The organism is Pseudomonas sp. B21-010, from assembly GCF_024749325.1.
Lineage (GTDB): Bacteria > Pseudomonadota > Gammaproteobacteria > Pseudomonadales > Pseudomonadaceae > Aquipseudomonas > Aquipseudomonas kilonensis.
On the sequence record NZ_CP087198.1, the window covers coordinates 2,625,014 to 2,645,997 of the forward strand.

19 protein-coding genes are annotated in these 20,984 nt (G+C 61.1%); 13 read left to right on the forward strand and 6 right to left on the reverse strand.

The genetic code is table 11. The features are described 5' to 3' along the window. The first annotated feature begins 1 nt into the window (after position 1). From LOY50_RS11680 to LOY50_RS11705, 6 genes are all read left to right on the forward strand, one after another. Entirely contained in the window at positions 2–547 is a 546-nt protein-coding gene (locus LOY50_RS11680) for an acetyltransferase (RefSeq protein WP_214509251.1), read from the forward strand. Between the two features lies 1 nt (position 548). After that, positions 549–1,232: an iron-containing redox enzyme family protein gene (locus LOY50_RS11685; protein ID WP_003200648.1), complete on the forward strand. Its 684-nt coding sequence runs from the start codon at positions 549–551 to the stop codon at positions 1,230–1,232. Positions 1,233–1,235: 3 nt separating this feature from the next. Continuing rightward, positions 1,236–1,847 carry a flavodoxin family protein gene (locus LOY50_RS11690; RefSeq protein ID WP_214509253.1) on the forward strand — a complete coding sequence of 204 codons (612 nt, stop codon included), beginning with the start codon at positions 1,236–1,238 and terminating at the stop codon, positions 1,845–1,847. Positions 1,848–1,852: 5 nt separating this feature from the next. Then, positions 1,853–2,758: a DMT family transporter gene (locus tag LOY50_RS11695; protein ID WP_258690920.1), complete on the forward strand. Its 906-nt coding sequence runs from the start codon at positions 1,853–1,855 to the stop codon at positions 2,756–2,758. After that, on the forward strand, positions 2,745–3,629 hold the full coding sequence (locus LOY50_RS11700; RefSeq protein ID WP_258690921.1) for an alpha/beta fold hydrolase: 885 nt from the start codon (positions 2,745–2,747) through the stop codon (positions 3,627–3,629). The genes LOY50_RS11695 and LOY50_RS11700 overlap by 14 nt, the downstream gene beginning before the upstream one ends. Before the next feature lie 185 nt (positions 3,630–3,814). After that, positions 3,815–5,020: a DSD1 family PLP-dependent enzyme gene (locus LOY50_RS11705; RefSeq protein WP_258691228.1), complete on the forward strand. Its 1,206-nt coding sequence runs from the start codon at positions 3,815–3,817 to the stop codon at positions 5,018–5,020. Positions 5,021–5,064: 44 nt separating this feature from the next. Here LOY50_RS11705 and LOY50_RS11710 read toward each other — a convergent pair whose 3' ends face one another. Together LOY50_RS11710 and LOY50_RS11715 are read right to left on the reverse strand one after the other, a co-directional pair. Beyond that, positions 5,065–6,285, reverse strand: coding sequence for a multidrug effflux MFS transporter (locus LOY50_RS11710; RefSeq protein ID WP_258690922.1), 1,221 nt, complete (start codon positions 6,283–6,285; stop codon positions 5,065–5,067). Positions 6,286–6,572: 287 nt separating this feature from the next. Then, entirely contained in the window at positions 6,573–7,214 is a 642-nt protein-coding gene (locus LOY50_RS11715) for a LysE family translocator (RefSeq protein ID WP_258690923.1), read from the reverse strand. A gap of 172 nt (positions 7,215–7,386) precedes the next feature. Here LOY50_RS11715 and LOY50_RS11720 point away from each other — a divergent pair, with 172 nt between their 5' ends. Next, positions 7,387–7,656, forward strand: a complete 270-nt coding sequence (locus tag LOY50_RS11720; RefSeq protein ID WP_253473702.1) for a YceK/YidQ family lipoprotein — start codon at positions 7,387–7,389, stop codon at positions 7,654–7,656. 49 nt (positions 7,657–7,705) lie between these two features. Here LOY50_RS11720 and LOY50_RS11725 read toward each other — a convergent pair whose 3' ends face one another. Then, on the reverse strand, positions 7,706–8,623 hold the full coding sequence (locus tag LOY50_RS11725; RefSeq protein ID WP_258690924.1) for an EamA family transporter: 918 nt from the start codon (positions 8,621–8,623) through the stop codon (positions 7,706–7,708). Between the two features lie 108 nt (positions 8,624–8,731). On the opposite strand from LOY50_RS11725, the gene LOY50_RS11730 reads away from it, so the two are divergent. Both LOY50_RS11730 and LOY50_RS11735 read left to right on the forward strand, forming a co-directional pair. After that, entirely contained in the window at positions 8,732–9,514 is a 783-nt protein-coding gene (locus LOY50_RS11730) for a helix-turn-helix domain-containing protein (protein ID WP_253473706.1), read from the forward strand. A gap of 113 nt (positions 9,515–9,627) precedes the next feature. Beyond that, positions 9,628–10,242 (forward strand): LysE family translocator, encoded by a 615-nt coding sequence (locus LOY50_RS11735; RefSeq protein ID WP_253473708.1) that lies wholly within the window; start codon positions 9,628–9,630, stop codon positions 10,240–10,242. 101 nt (positions 10,243–10,343) lie between these two features. Here the strand turns inward: LOY50_RS11735 and LOY50_RS11740 are convergent, their stop codons facing one another. Continuing rightward, entirely contained in the window at positions 10,344–11,213 is an 870-nt protein-coding gene (locus LOY50_RS11740; RefSeq protein WP_253473710.1) for an NmrA family NAD(P)-binding protein, read from the reverse strand. Between the two features lie 143 nt (positions 11,214–11,356). Here LOY50_RS11740 and LOY50_RS11745 point away from each other — a divergent pair, with 143 nt between their 5' ends. From LOY50_RS11745 to LOY50_RS11755, 3 genes are all read left to right on the forward strand, one after another. Continuing rightward, entirely contained in the window at positions 11,357–12,232 is an 876-nt protein-coding gene (locus LOY50_RS11745) for a LysR family transcriptional regulator (RefSeq protein WP_253473712.1), read from the forward strand. 148 nt (positions 12,233–12,380) lie between these two features. Next, entirely contained in the window at positions 12,381–13,538 is a 1,158-nt protein-coding gene (locus LOY50_RS11750; RefSeq protein WP_253473714.1) for an HD-GYP domain-containing protein, read from the forward strand. Positions 13,539–13,593: 55 nt separating this feature from the next. Next, complete coding sequence (locus LOY50_RS11755) at positions 13,594–17,994, forward strand: response regulator (protein ID WP_258690925.1); 4,401 nt, start codon at positions 13,594–13,596, stop codon at positions 17,992–17,994. A 67-nt stretch (positions 17,995–18,061) separates the two neighbouring features. Here the strand turns inward: LOY50_RS11755 and LOY50_RS11760 are convergent, their stop codons facing one another. Continuing rightward, entirely contained in the window at positions 18,062–18,517 is a 456-nt protein-coding gene (locus LOY50_RS11760) for a helix-turn-helix domain-containing protein (RefSeq protein WP_214509265.1), read from the reverse strand. A gap of 125 nt (positions 18,518–18,642) precedes the next feature. Between LOY50_RS11760 and LOY50_RS11765 the strand changes: the two genes are divergently transcribed. Next, entirely contained in the window at positions 18,643–20,070 is a 1,428-nt protein-coding gene (locus LOY50_RS11765; protein WP_258690926.1) for an MFS transporter, read from the forward strand. Here the strand turns inward: LOY50_RS11765 and LOY50_RS11770 are convergent. After that, positions 19,995–20,885 (reverse strand): LysR family transcriptional regulator, encoded by an 891-nt coding sequence (locus tag LOY50_RS11770; protein WP_024777250.1) that lies wholly within the window; start codon positions 20,883–20,885, stop codon positions 19,995–19,997. The genes LOY50_RS11765 and LOY50_RS11770 overlap by 76 nt on opposite strands. Between the last annotated feature and the right edge of the window lie 99 nt (positions 20,886–20,984).

Below are 20,984 nucleotides of genomic sequence, written 5' to 3' on the forward strand. Positions count from 1 at the left end.
GATGAGCCTGTCTGTTCGCGTGATCGACCACGCCAATGAACTGTTCGAGTCCGTCCGGCAACTCAGGAGTCGCTACCTGGGGACCAATCCGGCACGGGAGGATGACTTCGAGCGCAGGGAGCAGGTGCGCGACGCCTTGTCCTATCACCTGGTCTACCTGGACAAGGACGAAGTGGTCGGGACGTTGCGCGTCACGCCGCTGGGTCATGGCCTGAGCTTCGTCGAACGGGCGGTCGACGTGCAGGCCTATTTCGAACAATCGACGGATGCCTTCGATGCCAATCGCCTGGTGCTGGACGAGCGATACCGCGGCGGTCGGCACCTGCGCATGTTTCTCCTGCAAGCGGCCATTTGGCTGAAAGCCAACACCCACCTGCGATTCATCTCGGCACTGTGCCGCGGCCAATTGGCTGCGCTCTATGTCGGCCTGGGCGGGCGCGTGCTGGTGGATGACGTTACCTGGACCGGGGAACAGGTCGAGCGGCGCTACAGCCTCGTGTACCTGGAACTCGAAAGTGTGTACCTCAATGTTAAAGGAGCCAATTGAAATGCAAGCATTCTTCAAGGAACTCGACGCTATCGTCGACGCGGGCTGGGCCCAGATCAAGCAGGGCGCCTACTGGAAATTCAGCCTGGACAACCCAACGCCGCCAGCCCTCTACCAACAGCTCATGCTGCAGGTCTACCACTACACCCGCTACAACTCGGTGAACCAGGCCGCCTGCGCCTTCAGTGCCGATCCAGAGGAAACGACGCTGTTGCGCTTCGTCTACAAGCACGCCCTGGAAGAGCTGGGCCACGAGCGCATGGTGCTGCGCGACCTGGAGTCGGTCGGGCTGCTGCCGCAAGCCATGCCGGCGCCCCTGGCGCCGACCCAGGCACTGATCGCCTTTCTCAACGATGTGGCCATCCGCAAGGGGCCGATCGCTCGCCTGGGCTACAGCTACTGGGCCGAGGACGTCTACGAGCACATCCAACCGATCCTGGAGCGGTTCCGCGCCGACCTGGGCTTGAAGGATGAGCAGATGACCTTCTTCGTCGCCCACTCGACCATCGACGAGAAACACGCCGAGGAAGTGCGTATGGCGATGCAGCGTGCGGTGAAGACCGAAGAAGATCGTCGTCAGATCAAGGAAGTGGCACGCGTCACGCTGTGGCTGACCGGGCAGTTGATGGAAGAGGCTTTGCGCGCCTACCTGGCTGGCGAAGAAGGGTTGCGGGAGGCGTCCTGAATCATGAATCTGACCATCATTGTCGGGTCAAGCCGACCTTGTGGTGTCAGTGCACGGGTGGTGGCGCTGGTGCGCCGCCACCTGGGCGAGGAGGTCGCGGTCGATGACATCTGGCTCAAGGATTACCGGATCGACTACTGCGACGCCGACAACGCCTGCTCCGACCAGGACTGCCAAGTGCAGGACGACGTCGGGCAGTTGGTGGCGCGGCTGGACCGCGCCGATGCGGTGCTCTATCTCCCCGTCATGCATGCCTATGGCACCAACAGTCGCTTCCAGGCGTTTCTGGAGCGAGTCGGCTATGGCTTCCTGCGGCCACGGGAGCGTCCGCTGCGCGACAAGCTCGCGGCGATTGCGGTCGTTGGCCGACGCTATGGACACACGGCGGTTTTCTCCCAGGTCGCGCTGAATGTGCTGCTCAATAAAATGATTCTGGTCGGCTCGGGATTTCCGCCGTGCTTCCAGACCCAACTGGCCCACGATCCTGAAGCGGAAGAGGCCCTGCGCGAGACATTGGACCGGCTCTGTGAGCATCACTGTCGACTTAACCCCCCAGCACTTGCGACAGGCAAGCCGGAAAGAATCCTGCGGCCGATTCAATTTCAGAAGGGATAACTGTCATGCCATTGAAAGATTCATTGCTCGCGTTACTGGTCGCGTTTCTCTGGGGCGCGCAGGTCACTGCAGTGAAAATCGGCGGTGCCGAGTTGCCGCCTATCCTCATGGTCGCCATGCGCTACGCGATCATGGCGCTGTTTCTCCTGCCGCTGCTCAAGCGCGTCAAGCGTGAACAGTTCGCGTCCGTGGCCCTGGTCGCCACGATTACCGGGACCTTGCATTTCGGTTTGCTGTATTGCGGTATTGCCCGGGTAGACGCTTCTACCTCGGCGATCATCTATCAACTGGCGGCGCCGTTTACCCTCGTCCTGGCATTCGCGTTATTGGGGGAAGTCCTGAAACTGCGGCTCCTGGCGGGCATCCTGCTGGCGTTCGCCGGTGTCCTGGTGCTACTGGCTACGCCATCGGCGGGCGGGACGTTCATCGGCATGTTGCTGGTGGCGCTGGCGGCCTTGGCATTCGCTGCCGGGTCAGTGTTGACCAAGCGTCTCGGGCCCCTGGATCCGCTGGCCTTGAGTGCCTGGACGGCGGTCATCGCCGCACCGCAACTGTTGTTGTGGTCGTTCGTCCAGGAAGGCGAGCAATGGACACGCGTCTATACGGCCAGCGCCCAGGCGTGGTGGGCGGTGCTCTACACCGCGCTCAGTGGTGGCCTGCTGGGGTTCGGCCTGTGGTTCTGGTTGCTCGGCCGCAACTCGATGCAGCAACTGAGTCCGTACCTGCTCCTGGTGCCGGTGTTCGCGATTGCTGTCAGCCAGGTCATGCTTGCCGAAGGTTTCAGCCAGCGCCTGGTGATCGGCGCCGTGTTGACGCTGTCAGGCGTGGCGCTATGCCAACTGCGCCTGCCGGCAAGATTCTCCCTCAAGGCGGCTAACAAAGGACAAGGAGTGGTGGATGAACCGCGTTGATCGACTGCTGCTCGGCACCTTGCGCCTGGTCCACCGCTGGCAGTTCGGTTTGAAGCTGCGCTGGCACAGCGGTACGCATGGACGCTTGGCTTATCTGCAAAGCCCTGCACGGCAACAGCGGACGACGCTGGTCATGTTCCATGGCTTGGGCGCCAGCAAGGATCAGTGGGGCCCTGCGATGCTGGGCATGGCGCGCCATCACCATTGTGTTTTCGTCGATTTGCCGGGGCATGGCCAATCCGTGTACGAGGCGGGCGCTAGCTTTGGACCCCAGGCAATGCTGGCGGAACTCGAAGGCCTGCTGGATACGCTCGTCGAGGGCCCCTTCGTGCTGGTTGGCAGCTCTTTGGGTGGGTGCGTGGCCGGCCTGTATGCCGCCAAACACCCGCAGCGTGTCAGTCACTTGGTCTTGCTGGCGCCTGCCGGTCTGGGCGAGCAAGCGCTAGGCCCCACATTGAAAGCCAGCCTGCAAGGGGCGGGAACGGTGTTTGGCTATCGTACGGTCGAGGAGATGAAGCGCTTCTGGAGCCTGGTGTTCAAGGCGCCGCCCGAGGTGGGAGGGCGCTTGGCCCAGGCCATGGCGGCCAGCGGCAGGTCGAGGTTTGCCGCGGTGCAGCGGGTCGTCGAGGATTTCCGTCGTGAAGGCCTGGACGTGCTGCTCGAACGGTTGCCACAGATTGCGGCCAAGACGCTGGTGATCTGGGGGCGGCATGACCAGGTGTTCCTGCCGGCAACCCTGGAGAACCTGCTCCAGCAACTGCCCGATGCACGCGGCGAGTTCATCGAGGACTGCGGGCATGTGCCTTATCTTGAACGGGGCGCCGATGTGGTGGCGGCCATTACACGGTTCATTGCGACGTCCAGGGTTTAGCAGGATTGGATCAAAGCCTGGCCGCCAAAGTCCCCTTTCTGACCTCCCATAGCCTCAACAGCCGGGTACCGCTGCCGTAACGTGCATCTGACTGCGCACGCGGAGGGAGCGTCTTGATGAATCGTAGGACCTTTATGCTCGGCACCGCCGGAGTGGGTGCGTTGATGGTCGGGGCGGGGGCGCTGTTGCGTCCGAGCGATCGGGGCAGCCCATACAACGAGTACTTCCGCGCGTTGAACCAGGAGCTGAAGCGCCATGGGCCGATGCGGCCCGTGATGCTGATTGACCTGGACCTGCTCGATCACAATATCAATGTGGTCAAGCAATCCGTCACCCGCGCCGGTAAACACTTGCGCCTGGTGGAGAAGTCCCTGCCATCACCGGGACTGCTGGCGTACATCGCCAAACGTACCGATACCCGGCGGCTGATGTCGTTTCATCAGCCGTTCCTCAACCACGATGCAGTGGCATTTCCCGAGGCTGACATCTTGCTCGGCAAGCCTCTACCGGTACGCTCGGCCGAGGTGTTTTACCAAACCCACAAGGGCGCCTTCGACCCTTCCAGGCAACTGCAATGGCTGCTCGATACCCCCCGGCGGCTGATGGATTACCTGGCATTGGCGCAAGGCCTGGGCACTCGGTTGCGGATCAATATCGAGCTGGATGTCGGCCTGCACCGCGGCGGAGTCGCTGACCACGCGGTGCTCGGCGAGATGCTGACGCTGATCGGTGCCCATCCGCAGCAGCTCGAATTTTCAGGCTTCATGGGGTATGACCCGTTTGTCGGCATGGGCGTGCCCAGGGTCCTCGGTTCGTCCCAGGCGTTGTTCGACAAGGTGATGGTCATTTACAACGGCCATGTGAATTACCTGCGTAAACACTTCCCTGCGCTTTGGCACGAAGGGCTCACGCTCAATACGGCCGGCAGCCCCAGCTACGGTATACATGAGCAGGAACGCTTGAGCAGCGAGGTCTCGGTGGGGACGGCGTTTCTCAAACCGACCCATTACGACCTGCCATCGCTGGCCGAGCATGTGCCGGCGGCCTTTATCGCAACGCCCGTGCTAAAAAGCACGGGCGCCGTCAATTTCCCAGCCCTGGATGACAAGTCCCGATTGTTCTCCTGGTGGGACCCTAATCAGCGCGCGACATTTTTCCTCTACGGCGGTAACTGGATGGCCGAGCTCGAGTCACCCAAGGGCCTGCAAAGCAATGAGCTCTATGGTCGCAGCTCCAATCAGGAAATGGTCAACGGCTCCCCGTCCGTAGGGTTGAACGTGGAGGACCAGGTGTTTTTACGGCCGACCCAGACGGAGTCCGTGCTGCTGCAATTTGGTGATTTGCTGGCCGTGCGCGGCGGGAAGATTGTTGAAACCTGGCCCGTGTATTGATCGGAGCCTGAAGGCGAGCTTTTGGCTTGGCCGGGAAAGCGCCCTCAAAGACGACCCCGCAACAGAAACAGCACCAGCGCCACCAGGCAGGCCGTCGTCTGAATCCCACCCAGCGTCGTGACTGGCGCGAAGCTCAAGACCGAAGCCAGCCAGGTGGTCAGCGCAGCCGCACCCATGGAGAGAAAGCCCAGCAGTGCGGAGGCCATCCCGGCTTCCTTGCCGAAAGGCCCCATGGTGATTGCCGTGCCCAGCGGATTGGCCAGGCCCATGCCCCACAGGAACGTGATCATCGAGAGGGCATACCACCCAAGACCAGGCGCGGCTGGACCGACGAGCAGCAGGCCGCCGCCGGCCATGGCGCAGGCAATGCCCACGAGTGTGGCGATTCGGGCGCCATGACGATGCGCCAGGCGCGGAGCCGCCATGCCGGCGGCGAACACGACGAATACCGTCGCGGCGAAATACAGGCCGGTCTGCAACGAGGTCAGGCCGATACCTTGCATCAGGATGGCGGGCGCCGCCGCAAAGGAGGCGAACAGGCCGCTCATCAGCAGGCTCATTGAAAGGGCAGGGAGGATGAAGCGCCTGTCCAGCGCCAATCTGCCATAGGCGAGCACCACACTCTTGGCCGAGTGCGGCGCCCGGCGATCGGCGGGATGGGTTTCTCCGAGGTCGCGCACGTAGAAAAAGGCCAGTATCACGGCGGCCAGTCCCACCAGGATGAAGATGGCACGCCAGCCGAGCGTGACGGACAGGACGCTGCCGGCCAGCGGCGAAAAACCCGGCGCTGCGGCAGTGGCGATCATCGTCAGCGACAAGGCGCGGGCGAGGGTCTCGCCTTCAAACAGATCCCTTGCGATGGCACGCGACAGCACCGAGGCTGCGCACACGCCCAACGCCTGGACGATGCGTCCGGCGATCAGCGCATCAAGGGTGGTGGCAAGGCCGGCGATGACGGTGCCGACCACGAACACCGAGAGGCCACCGAGCACCAGTTTCTGGCGCCCGTAGCGGTCGGCCAGTGGCCCGACCACCAACTGGCCCAAGGCGAATGTGATGAAGAAGCTGGACAGCGTCAGGCCGAGCTCGCGAGCGGTCACGCCCAGGTCTTCGCCGATATCCGCAAACGCCGGGAGAATGATGTTGGTAGACAGCATGCTGATCGCCGCCAGGCCTGCAAGCAGCGCCACGACTTTGCCGGTCAATGGTTGTGTGGAGGCGTGCGGTTGCGTAGCGGTAATCGCCAATGAAGTTCTGGCTTCCATACAGCCTCTCCTGTGTTTGGTTGGCGGGCAAAGACGTTGATGCCAAGCGCCAAGACAGTGGTTCGCGATCTCGGCGCAGTGACGTAGGCTTGCACATGACGTTCATAATATTTTTATAAATATGATGATCGTAATCTCTGGCGTCAAGTTAAATATCTGGCGTGCGCAGGCAGGATTCACTGTTGCCAATAAGTGGGGGCGAGGTAGAGCGGATGGGGAGGGTGTGAGGTCGGCGCTTTTCAAGCGCCGTGACCTCGGTATCGGGTAGGTTCGGATCGAAAGATGCCCTAAACGGCCGGCCGACGCATCGCCAGAATGGCGGCACCGAAGCCGATGAACGTCGAGCCGACGAGCCTGCTGATCCACACGGAAAATTCGGGCCGTTTCAGCACGCCTTTGGCCTGGGCCGCAATGGCGGCATACAGGCTCAAGGAAACCAGCGACAAGCCGGCGAATATCGACGTAAGAATCAGGAATTGCGGCAGCAGTGCGGCGCTCTGGTCGATGAACTGCGGGAACAGGGCGGTGAAGAACATCGTCGCCTTGGGGTTGGTGATGGCTGTCAGGAAGGCCGACTTGTACAGCTTTGAACGCGATGGCTTGCTGGTTTTGCCATCGGTTTGTACATCCTGCGCGAGGATCGGGCTTTTTTTGAACAGCTGCCTGGCGCCCAGGTAGAACAGATAACCCGCCCCGAGGACCTTCACGGCGTTGAACAGCCATTCGGAGCTGGCGAGCAACGCGCCCAGCCCGAGCATGGCGGCGGCCGACAAGCAGAACAGCCCGCTGGCGTTGCCCACCGACGACCACACCGCGTAACGCGGCCCGTAGGCCAGGCTGTTATTGATCGCCATCAAGGTGGCAGGTCCAGGACTGGCGATGGCGACGGCCGCGACCAGGGTAAAGGCGAGAATTGAGTGCAGTTCCATTGATCACATTCGCGACTGATTGAGAGGATGTGCATCCTACAGGAGAACCTGGGGTTGTCTGAATACAGCCGCCACAACGTTTCTATCGGTGCAGCCGCGCTAGCCTTGAGCACTGAGCCGCTGAGGCGGCTTTAATGCTACAGTCCGGCCTTTCCTGGGGGAGGGGCGCGTCATGCGGATCGTAGTAATGGCTTTTACGATGGCGCTGCTGGGCGGATGCGCCACGGCCAACGAAACCTTTGGCATGGGACAGCTCTGCGGCCTCCATCCTTACTGCGGTGCGGCGACCGATATCGAGATCATCAAGGCCTCGACGAATGACAACGACGTGTATTCACGCGCGCTGGCACCGTTTGCAGTCGTCGACCTTCCTTTCAGCATCGTCGCCGATACGCTGATCTTGCCTTATACGATTTTTCATATGAGGCCTGCCGAGGAATAGTGGAATTGCCTCGACGGCTTGAATCCAAAACCCAAGGCGGCCGGCCGCATTAATCGCCTGCTTTCTGCCGTTTCATCCTCGTCCAATCAACACGTGCGATGGCGCAACGCAGCACCTGTAATTGTCCTGAGCTCAAGGCAATTGCCAGTAGAATCAGCAAGATCAGCCCCCAATCAGAGGGGCTTGGGTATTGGCCGAGGATCGCCATTGAACTGAAGATGCCAAACACCGGGATCAGCAGTGACAACGGCGCTACGCGTGACAGTGGGTATTCACGCAACAGCAGGTTCCATCCCCAGTAACTGAAATGCGTCGCGGCGTAGACCTGGAACGCGAGCGAAAGCAACGTCGTTGCATTGAGCTGCGAAGGGAGTGCGTTGAAGGGCGCTGAGCCATGCAACAGCCACGTCAACAGCAAGAGCGGGATGGGTGCAAACAAGCTGGCCCACACCACGAAAGCGAAGACCTCACGCACCTTCGATACTTTGATGATCACGTTGCCGATGCTCCACGCCATTGCGCTGCCAATGACGAGTGCGAAACCGGCCTTCGACGAGTCGCCAGGGCTGCACAGTACGATCCCTCCCAACCCTATGGCTGCCAGCAGGCTGCCAATCCGTTGAGGTTGCCCCAGGCGTTCGCCAAAGAAAAGTACACCCCAGCCCAGAGTGAAGAATGCACTGCACTGGATCAGCAGCGACGCTGTACCGGGTGGCACCCCCATGGCAATTCCCTGGTTGATCAGTGCCCACATGGCCACGCCAAAGATCAGCCCGTAGGCGGCCAGCCATCGGAAGGCAACGCGTGGACGCTCTACGAAAAATACCCAAGGCAAGGCGGCCAGCGCGAAACGCGATGCAGTCAACAGCAGCGGATCAATGCCGGCTAGTCCGAGTTTTGTCACGGGGAAATTCAAACCCCAGACGGCCGTCACCAGAATGGCGAGTAGAAGATGCTTCTTTTGCATTGTCAGTCTTTCCCCTGCGCAGAACGGAAGTGTTCGTGCGTGAAGAATATGCAAGCAATCGAGCTGGCCTGCTTTCAGTCACAGGCCAATATTCATTAGAATCAGGCCATGCGAGAAGCCACCCTACATACCTACCAGAACACTCCGCGCGATGCTGTCGTGACCGAACGTGGCTACGCAGACGCAACGCTGTTCCCAATGCATCACCATCCACGTGGTCAGTTCGCTTATGCCGCAAGCGGGGTCATCACCGTGTTTACCGATGTCGGCAACTGGGTTGTTCCGCCCCAACGCGGTATCTGGGTTCCGGCACAACTCGCCCACTCCATGCAGATGCGTGGCCCCGTTACCCTGCACAATACCTATATCCGCAAACAAGCGGCCCAGCGGCTGGGGTTGCCGGGGCAGTGTCAGGTATTGGACGTGTCGCCGTTGTTGCGGCAATTGCTGGTCCAAGCAATCGATGTCCCCGCGCGATATGCCATCCAGGGACGTGATGGGCATTTGATGGGGCTGCTGCTCCATGAGATCGCCAGCATGCCCGCGCTTTCGCTCAATGCACCATTGCCGACAGAACCACGCCTTGCGATGGTCTGTCGCGAGTTTCTGACCCAGCCTTCGCTGGAGGTTGGTATCGACGAAATGGCCCGCCGTGCGGGGATGAGTCGCCGGACGTTTACCCGCCATTTTCGATTGCACACCGGAATCAGTTATCTCCAATGGCGACAGCAAGCCTGCCTGCTCGAAGCGATCGTTCGTCTGGGGAAAGGTCAGCCGGTCACACAGGTCGCCATGGCGTTGGGTTATAGCAGTTCAAGTGCGTTCACAACGGTTTTCAAACAGCTGCTGGGGGAAGTACCCAGTCGCTACTTCCCGGTGCGACAGGCTTAGGGCTCCAACGCTTTCAATCTCCCGAGTGTGTAAAAAGCCCCGAATCTGGAGGTGTTGTGTAAAACTCTTGTTTTGGTGACGATCACCGCCTACAGATCTCGCGAGGGACGCACATGATCGACGGTTCTGCTGTCTTGACAGTTTTTTTGGTCTACCTGGCTGGTGTCGTGATTCCTGGACCGAATTTCGTCGCGGTGGTCCATAAGGCGGTGGCTGCTACGCGCTCTGAAGCGTTGGCCTTGGTGGCGGGAATCGTGCTGGTCAACCTGTTCTGGTCCACCTGTGCGATTGCAGGTCTCGGGATCGTATTTGCTACGCTCCCTTGGGCTGCGCTGGTTGTAAAGGTTCTGGGTGCAGCCTACCTGATGTGGTTCGGATTCCGACTGCTGATCAACGCGGGGAGAAGTGCGCCTGGCCCGCTGAATGATGCCGTCGCCGGTAGTTGCCGCCAGTCCTTTATTCAGGGGTTGGTCACCAACATTGGCAACCCCAAGTCCATGGCTTTCTATGCCGCTGTTTTTTCAGCCGCGGCTCCCGCCTACGTCTCGCCAGGCACGTTTTTGTCGATGCTGGCAGTTGTCGTGGTGGTTTCAATGGCTTGGTATGGAATGGTCGCAATTGCGCTTTCACAGCCGAGGATTGCTTGCGCCTATCAAGGTAGGAAAAAAGCAATTGATCGACTGTGTGGTGGTTTGATTTTGTCTCTGGGGGTTCGCCAGCTGGTTTAGCGAGTAGCCGTTGCTGGGGCAAGCCTTCGTCGTTACGCGCCAGGTCGGTCTTGCGCTGACCGACCTGGCGCTGGACGAGGTGCCTGTACTGCCCCAGCGGTTCAAACCCCGGCGATGGCCTCGCGAACGAAGTCTTCGTAGGTGCGCAACGGACGCCCCAGGATCGCCTGCAGCCGTTCCACGGTTCCTTCAGCGGCCTGCATGCCAAACGTCTGGATACCGGACATCATCAGGCGCATGTCATAAGCCAGCCAGGCGGGACCGTACGTGGCCAATTGCGCTTCGAAGGCGGCCACATCGTCACCGCCGTAGGCGATCTCGCGACCCAGGGCGGAACTCCAGATCTTCGCCGCGGCGGCACCGGTCAGTGCTTGTGGGCCGACCAGCTCCAGCGTTACACGGTCCAGGGCCGAAGGTGCCCTGTCGCGTCGCAGCAACTCGGCAGCGGCGATATCGGCGATGTCGCGCGCATCGATCATCGAGACGCCCGCCGAGCCGATCGGCATCGGGTACACCGAGTAGTTCTGAATTGTCTGCTGGACCATCAGTTCGTTTTGCATGAAGTACGCCGGGCGCAGGATGGTCGCCGGGATGTCGAGGCTTTCGATCATGCGCTCGACCGTGTGCTTGCCGGTGAAGTGCGGAACGTGGGTGAACTTGTCAGCGTGAATCACCGACAGATAGACGATGCGCTCGATGCCGGCCTCGCGAGCGAGGTTCAAGGTGATGAGGGCTTGTGTCACCTCGTCGGGCGTCACGGCGTTGAGCAGGAACAGCGTACGCACCGACACCAGCGCCTCGCGCAGCGATGGGACATCGGTGAGGTCTGCAACGACTTCGGTGACGCCCGCCGGGAATGTTCCCTTGCCAGGCTGGCGCACGAGGGCCTTGACGTCGGCGCCTGCGTCGGCGAGGCGCTGGATGATGAGTGAACCGATGGTGCCCGTGGCGCCGGTAACGAGAATGCTCATGTTGAATCTCCTGCAAAAGGGTGGGTAGCCGGAAAAGTCCGCTACGGCCTTGTCGGCCCGTTGCGATGTTCAAACGATATTCCGTTGCAGAAACAAAACGAAGACGCCAGGATGTAGACACTCCGTTTCAAAAGTGGAACAGCATGAACCTGAACGCGCTGATCGATTTCACCCTCGTCGCAACGAACGAGGGGTTGGGCAAGGCAAGCCGTGCGAGCGGAATATCCAAGGCAACCTTGTCGCGCCGCATTGCCGACCTTGAGGAGCAATTGGGCGTCAGGCTGATCGAGCGCAGTGCGCGAGGTCTGAAACTCACCGAGGCTGGAGAGCTGCTACTGAGCAGGGCCGAAGGGCCGTTGGCCGAGGTGGCCGAAGCCATGGCGGCGGCGAAGGAGGGCGTATCGACGCCTCGCGGACGCTTGCGTGTCGCTGCCCCGGTCCTGTTCTCGCAGCTTGCGATGGGCGGCATCGGCGCAGCGTTTTGTGCGGCTTATCCTGACGTCACGATCGAGGTCATTTCGGAGGATCGCGTGGTCGACCTCGTCGAGGAGCAATTTGATGTCGCCATCCGGATCAACCCCAGCCCGGACAGCAGCTTGGTCGGCCGCTGCTTCGCCAAGGACCGCCTGGTGGTGGTGGCCGCGCCAGGATTACCTCGGCCTGCACCCGGCGCCATTCGGTCAGTTCCCGGTATTGTGATGTCCAGTTTCGAGCCCACCCATTGGACACTCGATGGCGGTCACCTGATTCTGGAACCGATCCCCAGGCTGCGCTTCTCTTCGTTCTTGATGGTCCGCGATGCAGCCATCGCCGGTGGAGGGGCTGCCCTGATTCCACAGTCCATCGCATGGAACCAGTTGGCCAGTGGCGAGTTGCTCCAGTGGGGCACGGTATCGGGGAAAGAGGCCGAACTCTGGGTCTTGCACACGTCCAGGCGTCTTGCTGCGCCGAAGGTGCGCGCATTTGTCGATTTCATGTGCGCCAGGTACCCGGACATGTCGTTGGTACTGAAGGGATAGACGTTCTTTGCAAAAGGCAGGGAGGTGCGCGTTGAGCCGGTGAAGGGGGCGGCAGCTTCGCGGAAGTACCGCTAAGCTCACCTCCATTGAGGGGACAAAAAAAGTCCCCCTAGGGATGCCAACATCTCTGGCAAGGGAGCCGCTAGCCATGAGTGCCGAACAGAGCCACTATCCCCAGGCCACCATTCTGGTGGTCGACGACACGCCTGATAATTTGCTGTTGATGACGGATCTGCTCAAGGATCGCTATCGGGTCAAGGCTGCGAACAGCGGTGAGAAAGCCCTGCGAGTGCTGCAGGGCGACACGCTACCGGACCTGATCCTGCTTGATGTAATGATGCCTGGGTTGTCCGGTCACGAGGTGGCGGACCAGCTCAAGCACAATCCGCGCACCTGCCACATTCCGATCATCTTCCTCACCGCCCTGGCGGCGATCGAGGATGAAATTCATGGCTTGGAGCTGGGAGCGGTCGACTACATCACCAAGCCGATCAGTCCACCGTTGGTTCTGGCGCGAGTGGATACCCAGCTCAAGCTCAAGGCGGCGGCAGACTTCCTGCGCGACCAGAACGATTACCTGGAGAAAGAGGTGCAGCGGCGTACCCGTGAGGTCATGGCCATCCAGGACGTGACCATCCAGGCCATGGCCTCACTGGCAGAGACTCGCGATAACGAGACCGGCAACCATATCCGGCGGACCCAGCACTACGTGAAGGTCCTGGCCGAGCGGCTGCGCGACCATCCTCGTTTCAGGCATTTCCTCAACGACGAAACGATCCGCCTGTTGTTCAAGTCGGCGCCGTTGCACGACATCGGCAAGATCGGCATTCCTGATCATATCCTCCTCAAGCCGGGGCGCTTCACCCCAGAGGAGTTCGAGATCATGAAGACCCATACCACGCTGGGGCGCGATGCCATCCAGCGTGCCGAAGACCAACTGGGTGTTGCGGTGGACTTCCTCAGCCTGGCCAAGGAGATCGCCTACAGCCACCAGGAGAAATGGGACGGCAGTGGATACCCACAGGCGTTGGCGGGTGACGACATTCCCATCAGCGCCCGGTTGATGGCGGTAGCGGATGTCTATGACGCCCTGATCAGTCGACGGGTGTACAAACAAGGAATGCCCCACGAGGAGGCTGTCGCGATCATCCGTCAGGGGCGAGGCTCGCATTTCGATCCAGACATTTGTGATGCCTTCCTGGCTCATGTCGAACAGTTCCAGGCCATTGCCGAGCGTTTCGCCGACAGCGATCAGGACATGGCCAAGCAGGCGGCCGCCCTGGAGCGTATCGCCCAGAAACCTTGAGCGAACGACTGCGAGCCGTCTTTCTAATTTCTTATCGTGGTCATTGGGGCATGTCATGTTCAGATTACGCACGTTGCTCGAGCGTCTCCCGCTTCGCCACAAGCTGATCCTCGGCTTTGCCACGCTCCTGCTTCTGGTGCTGGTACTCGGTGTGCAGAGTTTGCGTACCCAGGAGTCGCTGAAACGGGACATGCAGAATCTCTATCGTCAGGAACTGGTGGGCATGGAGCACCTGCACGAGGCGCGGGTGCAGTTGCCGCATCTGGTCCAGACGTTACAGCGTGCCGTGGGTACGAACAGCGCGGATATCCGCATTGAATCACTGAAACAGTTACGTGACATTCAAAGCCGTCTACAGCAGGCGCTCGCCCAAGCCAAACCGACCCTCAGGCGGCCGGAAAATCTCGCACGTCTCGCCGAGCTTGATGTGCTGCTGCAACAGCTGCAGCGTGATAGCGAACAGGCCTTTCAGTTGATTGATCAGGGTCGCCAGGGCCAGGCATTACTGCTGCTCAACAGCAGTGAGTTCCAGCAGCTCGACCAGCAGGCGGACGCCCTGTTGTACGCAGTCGCTCAGATCAAGGAAGCCTCGATACGCGACACCTCCAAGGACATTGCCGACTTTGCCGAGCGTAGTACAACGCTGACCTACATCCTGCTGCTCGGCGGATTATCGCTGGCGCTACTGCTTTGCTGGCTGGTCAGCCAGTCGATCCGCAACCCGATCAATCGAGTGCGAGCCGCCGTGGACCAGTTGGCTGCGGGAAAGCTCGACCAACCGATTCCGCACACTGACTTGAATAACGAGACCGGTGACCTGGCCCGGGCCATCGCTAAATTGCAGATCGAATCTCAACAATTGGAGCGCCAGCGGTCGGTCAAGGCGCAAATCGCCCAGTTGCAGATCGATCTGCAGCAGGCAGGGGCGCCCGGCGAACTGGCGAAGGTGTTCCTGCAGCATATGGCGAACCTGCTCGGCATTTGCCAGGGCGTTCTCTATAGCGCCCACCCGGACGCCACCAGACTGGTGCTGATGGGCGGCTATGCCACCGATTCCGAGCGACCACCGCAGGCGCAAGTCATGTTCGGCGATGGCCTGTTGGGCCAGTGTGCGGTCGATCGCCAAGCCCGCCAGATGCCGGCGCTGCCGGAGCAATATTGGCGCCTGCACTCGCAGCTTGGCGAGATTCCGGCCACTTGCCTGCTGCTGCAACCGATCCTGCGTGGCGAGCGGCTGCTGGGCGTGCTTGAACTTGCCGGATTAGAAGCCTTGGATGATGACCAGTCATTGCTGCTCCAGGAAGCCACCCCTCGCTTGGCTGCGGCGATGGCGATCCTGGAGCGTAACCAGGCCGTCCAGGCATTGCTGGAGGAGACCCGTCGTCAAGCCGATGAAATGGCCGGGCAAACGCTGCTGTTGGAGCGTCAGGCTCAGGAGCTCGAAGCCCAGCAATCGGCACTGCGTGCCACCGAGGCCTGGTATCGCGGGATCATCGAGGCGGCACCGGACGGCATGCTGGTGGTGGGCGCTGACGGACGCATCCTGCGGACCAACCAGCAATTGGATCGGTTGTTCGGCTACAGCGCCGGCGAGTTGGTGGGCGAGGCTATCGAGCGTCTGGTGCCGGTCGCGAGTCGCGGTCGCCACGTCGAGCTGCGCAATGGCTTCATAGCCCATGGTGATACTCGGCAGATGGGTGCCGGCCTGGACGACCTGCAGGGGGTGCGCAAGGACGGCAGTCTGTTTTCGGTGGAGATCGGCCTGTCGCGCCTGCCGAGCCTGGAAGGCCGTGGGGTATGCGTGTGCGCCTCGGTGCGCGACGTCAGCGAGCGTCGCCAATTGCAGGCAGCGCTCAAAGTCAGCGAAGCGCAACTGCGCGCGGTGCTCGACAGCAGCCCGGTGGCCATGCTGATCAGGGACATCGAAGGCCGTCCAACCTACTGCAACCCGCAGTTTGAACACCTGTTCGGCGTCGATATTGTTCAACTCGAAGGGATCGATCCGAGGCACTTCTGGGTGGATCAGCAGGCACACCAGCGCTTCATCGAGGCGGCGGAGCAGGGCGCGGTGATTAACTTCGAGGCTACTTTCCAGCGCAGTGAGGGGGAGCGCTTCGATGTGCTGGTTTCGGCGGTGACGCTGGAGCAGCGCGAGCGAGTCATTCGCGCCAACTGGTACTTCGATATTACCGATCGCAAGGCCGCCGAGGCCGAGGTGCACCTGGCGCGGGAGATCGCCGAGGAAGCGACCCGGGCCAAGAGCGACTTCCTGGCCACCATGAGCCACGAGATCCGCACCCCGATGAACGCCATCATTGGCATGAGCCACCTGGCCCTGCGCACCGAGCTGGACCATCGGCAGCGCAATTACATCGAGAAGGTACACCGCTCTGCGGAAAACCTGCTGGGGATCATCAACGACATCCTGGATTTCTCCAAGATCGAGGCCGGCAGGATGCACCTCGAGTACATTCCTTTCCACTTGGAAGACGTGCTCGACGGCTTCGTCAGCATGATTGGCCTGAAGGTCGAGGACAAAGGCCTGGAACTGCTGTTCAGCAGCCCGGCGGGACTGCCGACGGCGTTGATCGGCGATCCGTTGCGCCTGGGCCAGGTGCTGATCAACCTGGGCAACAATGCAGCAAAGTTCACGGAGCAGGGCGAGGTCGTGGTTGGCGTGGAGCGACTGGGTGGCGGCGAGGAGCAGGCACAGTTGCATTTCTGGGTGCGCGACAGCGGCATCGGCATGAGCCCCGAGCAATGCAGTCGGCTGTTCCAACCCTTTAGCCAGGCCGATAGCTCCACCACTCGCAAGTACGGTGGCACCGGTCTGGGCCTGGCCATCTCCAAGCACTTGGTGGAACTGATGGGTGGACGTATCTGGGTGGAGAGCGAACTCGGTCAGGGCTCTATCTTCCATTTCGAGGTGAGCCTCGGCGTGCAGCGCGACGCTCAGCCGCGGCGAATGTTTACTGCCGATGAGCTACTCGGCATTCGCGTGCTGGTGGTCGACGACAACGCCAGCGCGCGCGAGATTCTCTCCAGCATGGCGCGCAGCTTTGGTGTGGAGGTGGACGTGGCGCAGAGTGGGCGCGAGGCGTTGGGGATGCTGGTGGAGGCGGAACGCAAGACACTGTCCTATGACCTGGTGTTGATGGACTGGCGCATGCCTGGCATGGACGGTGTGGAGACGGTGCGGCAGATGCACGCTGCCAATCTGGCGCAAACCCCATCAGTCATCATGGTCACCGCGTTCGGGCGCGAAGAGGCACGTGAGGTGGCCAGCCGGCACGGTATCCAGTTGCCGGTGGTGCTGACCAAACCGGTGACGCCGTCCACACTGCTTGAGGCTATCGGCACGGTGCTCGGCAAGCCCCCCCACGCCGATACCCGGGCCGGCGAACGATCTGGACAGAGTGCCAGTGCCGTGGCCAGGCTGCATGGCGCCCGGCTGCTGCTTGTCGAGGATAATGAGCTGAACCGCGAGCTGGCCTGCGAGCTGCTGGAGAGCGCTGGCATCGAGCTGTGTGTGGCCGTTAATGGCGAAGAGGCACTCGACCTGTTGGCGCGCGATGATGATTTCGACGGCGTACTGATGGACTGTCAGATGCCGGTCATGGATGGCTATACCGCAACCCGCAAGATTCGCGAGCAGTCGCGTTGGGCTGGGTTGCCGGTGATCGCCATGACGGCCGACGCCATGGCGGGAGACCGCGAGCGGGCTTTGGCCTGCGGCATGAACGACCATATCTCCAAACCGCTGAATGTCGAGAGCATGTTCGTCACATTGGCCAAATGGATACATCCTGCGCCCGGTCGTAACGCCCAGGCGCAGGAGATTTCAGCGCTGCCCATACCGGCTGGCGAGCACCTGCCCGCTGAACTTCCGGGTATCGACCAGAGAGCCGGCCTGGCCACTTGCATGGGCAAGGTAGACCTCTATCTGCGCCTGCTGCGCAAGTTCAGCTCCGGTCACCGTGCCTTCAGCACCGAGTTCCTGGCCGCCCGTGGCGATGATGATCGTTCAGCGTCGACACGCCTGGCCCATACCTTGCGCGGCACTGCGGGCAACATCGGCGCCAGGGACGTCGCGAGCGCTGCCGCCGACTTGGAGCAGGCTTGCCTGACCGGTGCCCAGGAGGAGGTCGTGGCTGACCGGTTGTTGGCGGTGGAGCATTGCCTGAACCAGGTGCTGGAAGGGCTGGCGGGGCTAACGCAGCCGCAACGATCCACAGAGTCGGTGCAGATGTCGCATTCTGACGCCGAGTTACAGGTGCGGTTGGCCCAAGTCAGGGATCTATTGGCCGAGAGTGACACGCAAGTGCTGACAGTCCTGTACCAGTTACCGGGACTGGCATCAGATCCCAGGGTGGCCGAACAGTTGCGTCGGGTCGTTCAGCACGCCGAGCGCTTCGATTTCGACCAGGCCCTGGAGTTGCTGGAGAACTTGACCTGATTCAGTCAAAGGGCCGCGAGGCGATGACGTCAGAATCGTTCAGGCATGAGGCGATCCTGCTGTCGCTTTACGCTTCGCCGGCAACAAGTCTCAATTTGTGGCAGTCGAACGGTCCAAGTTTTTCGCCACTTGCCGAGCGAACATCCATCGGCATGAGGGCCTGCCCGGACGTGTTGTCCAACAGCACGGAACGCGTTTCTCCCGGCTCGAACAGGAAGCGTTCGCCCCACTGTCGCAGGCTGACCACGACCGGGAAGATTTCCCGGCCTTTGTCCGTCAGGACGTACTCCTTGTAGGCGCTTCCATCGGACGCGGGTCGAACGTCGAACACCCCGACCTCGACCAACGCCTTGAGTCGCGAAGCCAGAATGTTCTTGGCCACGCCCAGGCTCTTCTGAAATTCGCTGAAGCGGCGAATGTTGTCGAATGCGTCACGAATGATCATGAGCGACCAGCGATCGCCAATCACATTCAGTGTCCTGGCTACCGGGCATTCGCTGTTTTGCGGTGAAGCGTTTTCCATTTTATTGACCTTCTGAAAAAGGATCGCAAGTCCGGTCGATGTCTGTGGTTGCAAATTGAAACCTGATCGAGCGACAATCCAGTCAGGTTTTTAATTGAAACCAGTTTAGCGCCAAGGAGACGCGCATGACAGCAGATGTCGACTGTTTCACCCAGCAGCCTTCGGGACACCACCCTGGTGGGGGCACGTGCTCCCGCGTAGGAGCTGTCGAGCGAAGCGAGGCTGCGATCTTTCCCCAGGCACATGAATCCCAAGGGAAAGATCAAAAGATCGCAGCCTTCGGCAGCTCCTACAGGGGGGCCACGGGTTCTTTGAATGAACAGCCTTACCCAGGGCTTTCGCCGACGCTCACGTTATTGTTTTCCGTGACCTGCGCACTGGCCGTCGCTAATGTCTACTTCGCCCAGCCCTTGCTCGCCTCGATGGCCGAGAGCCTGGGCGTCGCATCAGGATTGATCGGGGGGGTGGTGACGGCCACCCAGGTGGGTTACGCGCTGGGGTTGTTGTTCATCGTCCCGCTGGGGGACAGGGTCAACCGTAAACGACTGGTTTGCGCGCAATTGGTGTTGTCCGCGCTTGTGCTGGCGGCCGTCGGTGCAGCCCAGCATTGGTTGGCTTTGCTGGGTGCGATGAGCGTGATGGGATTGCTGGCGGTGGTTGTCCAAGTGCTGGTGGCCTATGCCGCCGTGCTGTCCACGCCCTCCCAACGGGGGCAGGCCGTGGGAACCGTCACCAGCGGTGTTGTCCTGGGTATTCTCCTGGCGCGGTTTACCTCTGGAGCGATTGCCGATCTGGCGGGCTGGCGCGGGGTTTATTTCGTTTCCTCGGGATTGATGCTGACCATCGCGGTAGTCTTCTGGGCAGTGGTGCCTGCCGCTGTGTCGTCACCTGACCGGCAGCCTTACCGGGCACTCATCCGGTCGCTGTTCAAGCTGTTCATGACCGAGCCGGTGCTACGGATCAGGGGGCTGCTGGCCTTGCTGATCTTTGCCGCGTTTTCGGTGTTATGGACCGCCATGGTGCTGCCGTTGAGCGCCGCGCCGCTGTCGCTTTCACACACGGCCATCGGCCTGTTTGGTCTGGCCGGCGTTGCCGGGGCCCTGGCAGCCAGAAGGGCCGGCCGGTGGGCCGATCAAGGCTCTGGACAGCGCGTTACCGGATGGTCGCTGGGGCTCCTGACGTTTTCCTGGCTGCCTATCGCGCTTACCGAGACCTCCCTGATCGCACTGGTGTGCGGCGTGGTGTTGCTCGACTTCGCAGTGCAAGCCGTGCATGTCACCAACCAGAACTTGATCTTCGCTGCACGGCCCGACGCGCAAAGTCGCATGGTCGGCGCCTATATGTGCTTCTACTCGGTGGGCAGCGCACTGGGCGCGGTGGCCGCGACTCAAGTCTATGCGCTGTGGGGCTGGACGGCGGTCAGCCTGCTAGGCGCCTTGATCAGCTTCGCCGCGTTGGCGGTGTGGGGGCTCTCGCTTCATTGCGGCCACTGCTCAAGCAGGATCGAGACGAACTTCTCCGCAGCCGGGGAGAGCGATGCGCCCCGGCGGTAGACCAGGCCCAGCGAGCGGTTTACCACCGGCTCGATCAGCGGCACGCTGACCAGCGTTGGATGATCCCCGGCCGGCATCGCCAGGCTGGGCATCGCCGACACGCCGAGGCCAGCCTCGACCAGTCCCAGCGACGTCGACAAGTGCTGCACTTCGTAAAACCACTGTGGGCGCCAGCTCAGGCCCGACAGTGCGTGGTCCAGCAGCATGCGGTTGCCGCTCAGGCGACCGACGCCGATCAGCCGATAATCACTGAGTTCCGACCAGGTAACCGCACTGCGTCCAGCCAGTTCATGATCGCGCCGGCAGGCCAGCACAAAAGGTTCGTTGACCAGGGGCACGAACTCGATGTCCGGATGCTGGCCGCTCATCATGTTGATGCCGAAGTCGGCTTCGCCGCGCAGCACCGCTTCGAGCCCTTCGTTGGCGCTGAGGTCGAGCAGGCGGATGCGGATTTTCGGGTAGCGCTCGTTATAGAGGCGAATCACCGAAGGCAGGAAATAAAAGGCCGCTGTAGGAATGCACGCCAAGGTCACCCGGCCGATCTGCCGCTCCGCCAGCTCGCGGATGTTGAGAATCGAGTCGTCGAAATCATCCAGCAGGCGCCGCGCCTTGGGCAGGAAATCACGCCCGACACTCGTCAGGCTGACCTTGCGGGTCGTGCGATCGAGCAAAGCGGTTCCCAGGCCTTCCTCGAGTTTTTTCATCCGTCGACTCAAGGCTGGTTGCGACAGATGCAGCGCGTCGGCGGCTTCGTGGAAACTGCCGAGTTCGGCGATTTTCACGAAAGATCGTATGTCCTGGAGTTCATATTCCATGTGCTACCTCACCGAGGAAGGGCAGTGCGCGATGGTAATGAGCGTAAAGCAATTCATTTGTGAAACGCAATAATCGCTCTGATCTTTGCATTGGAAACA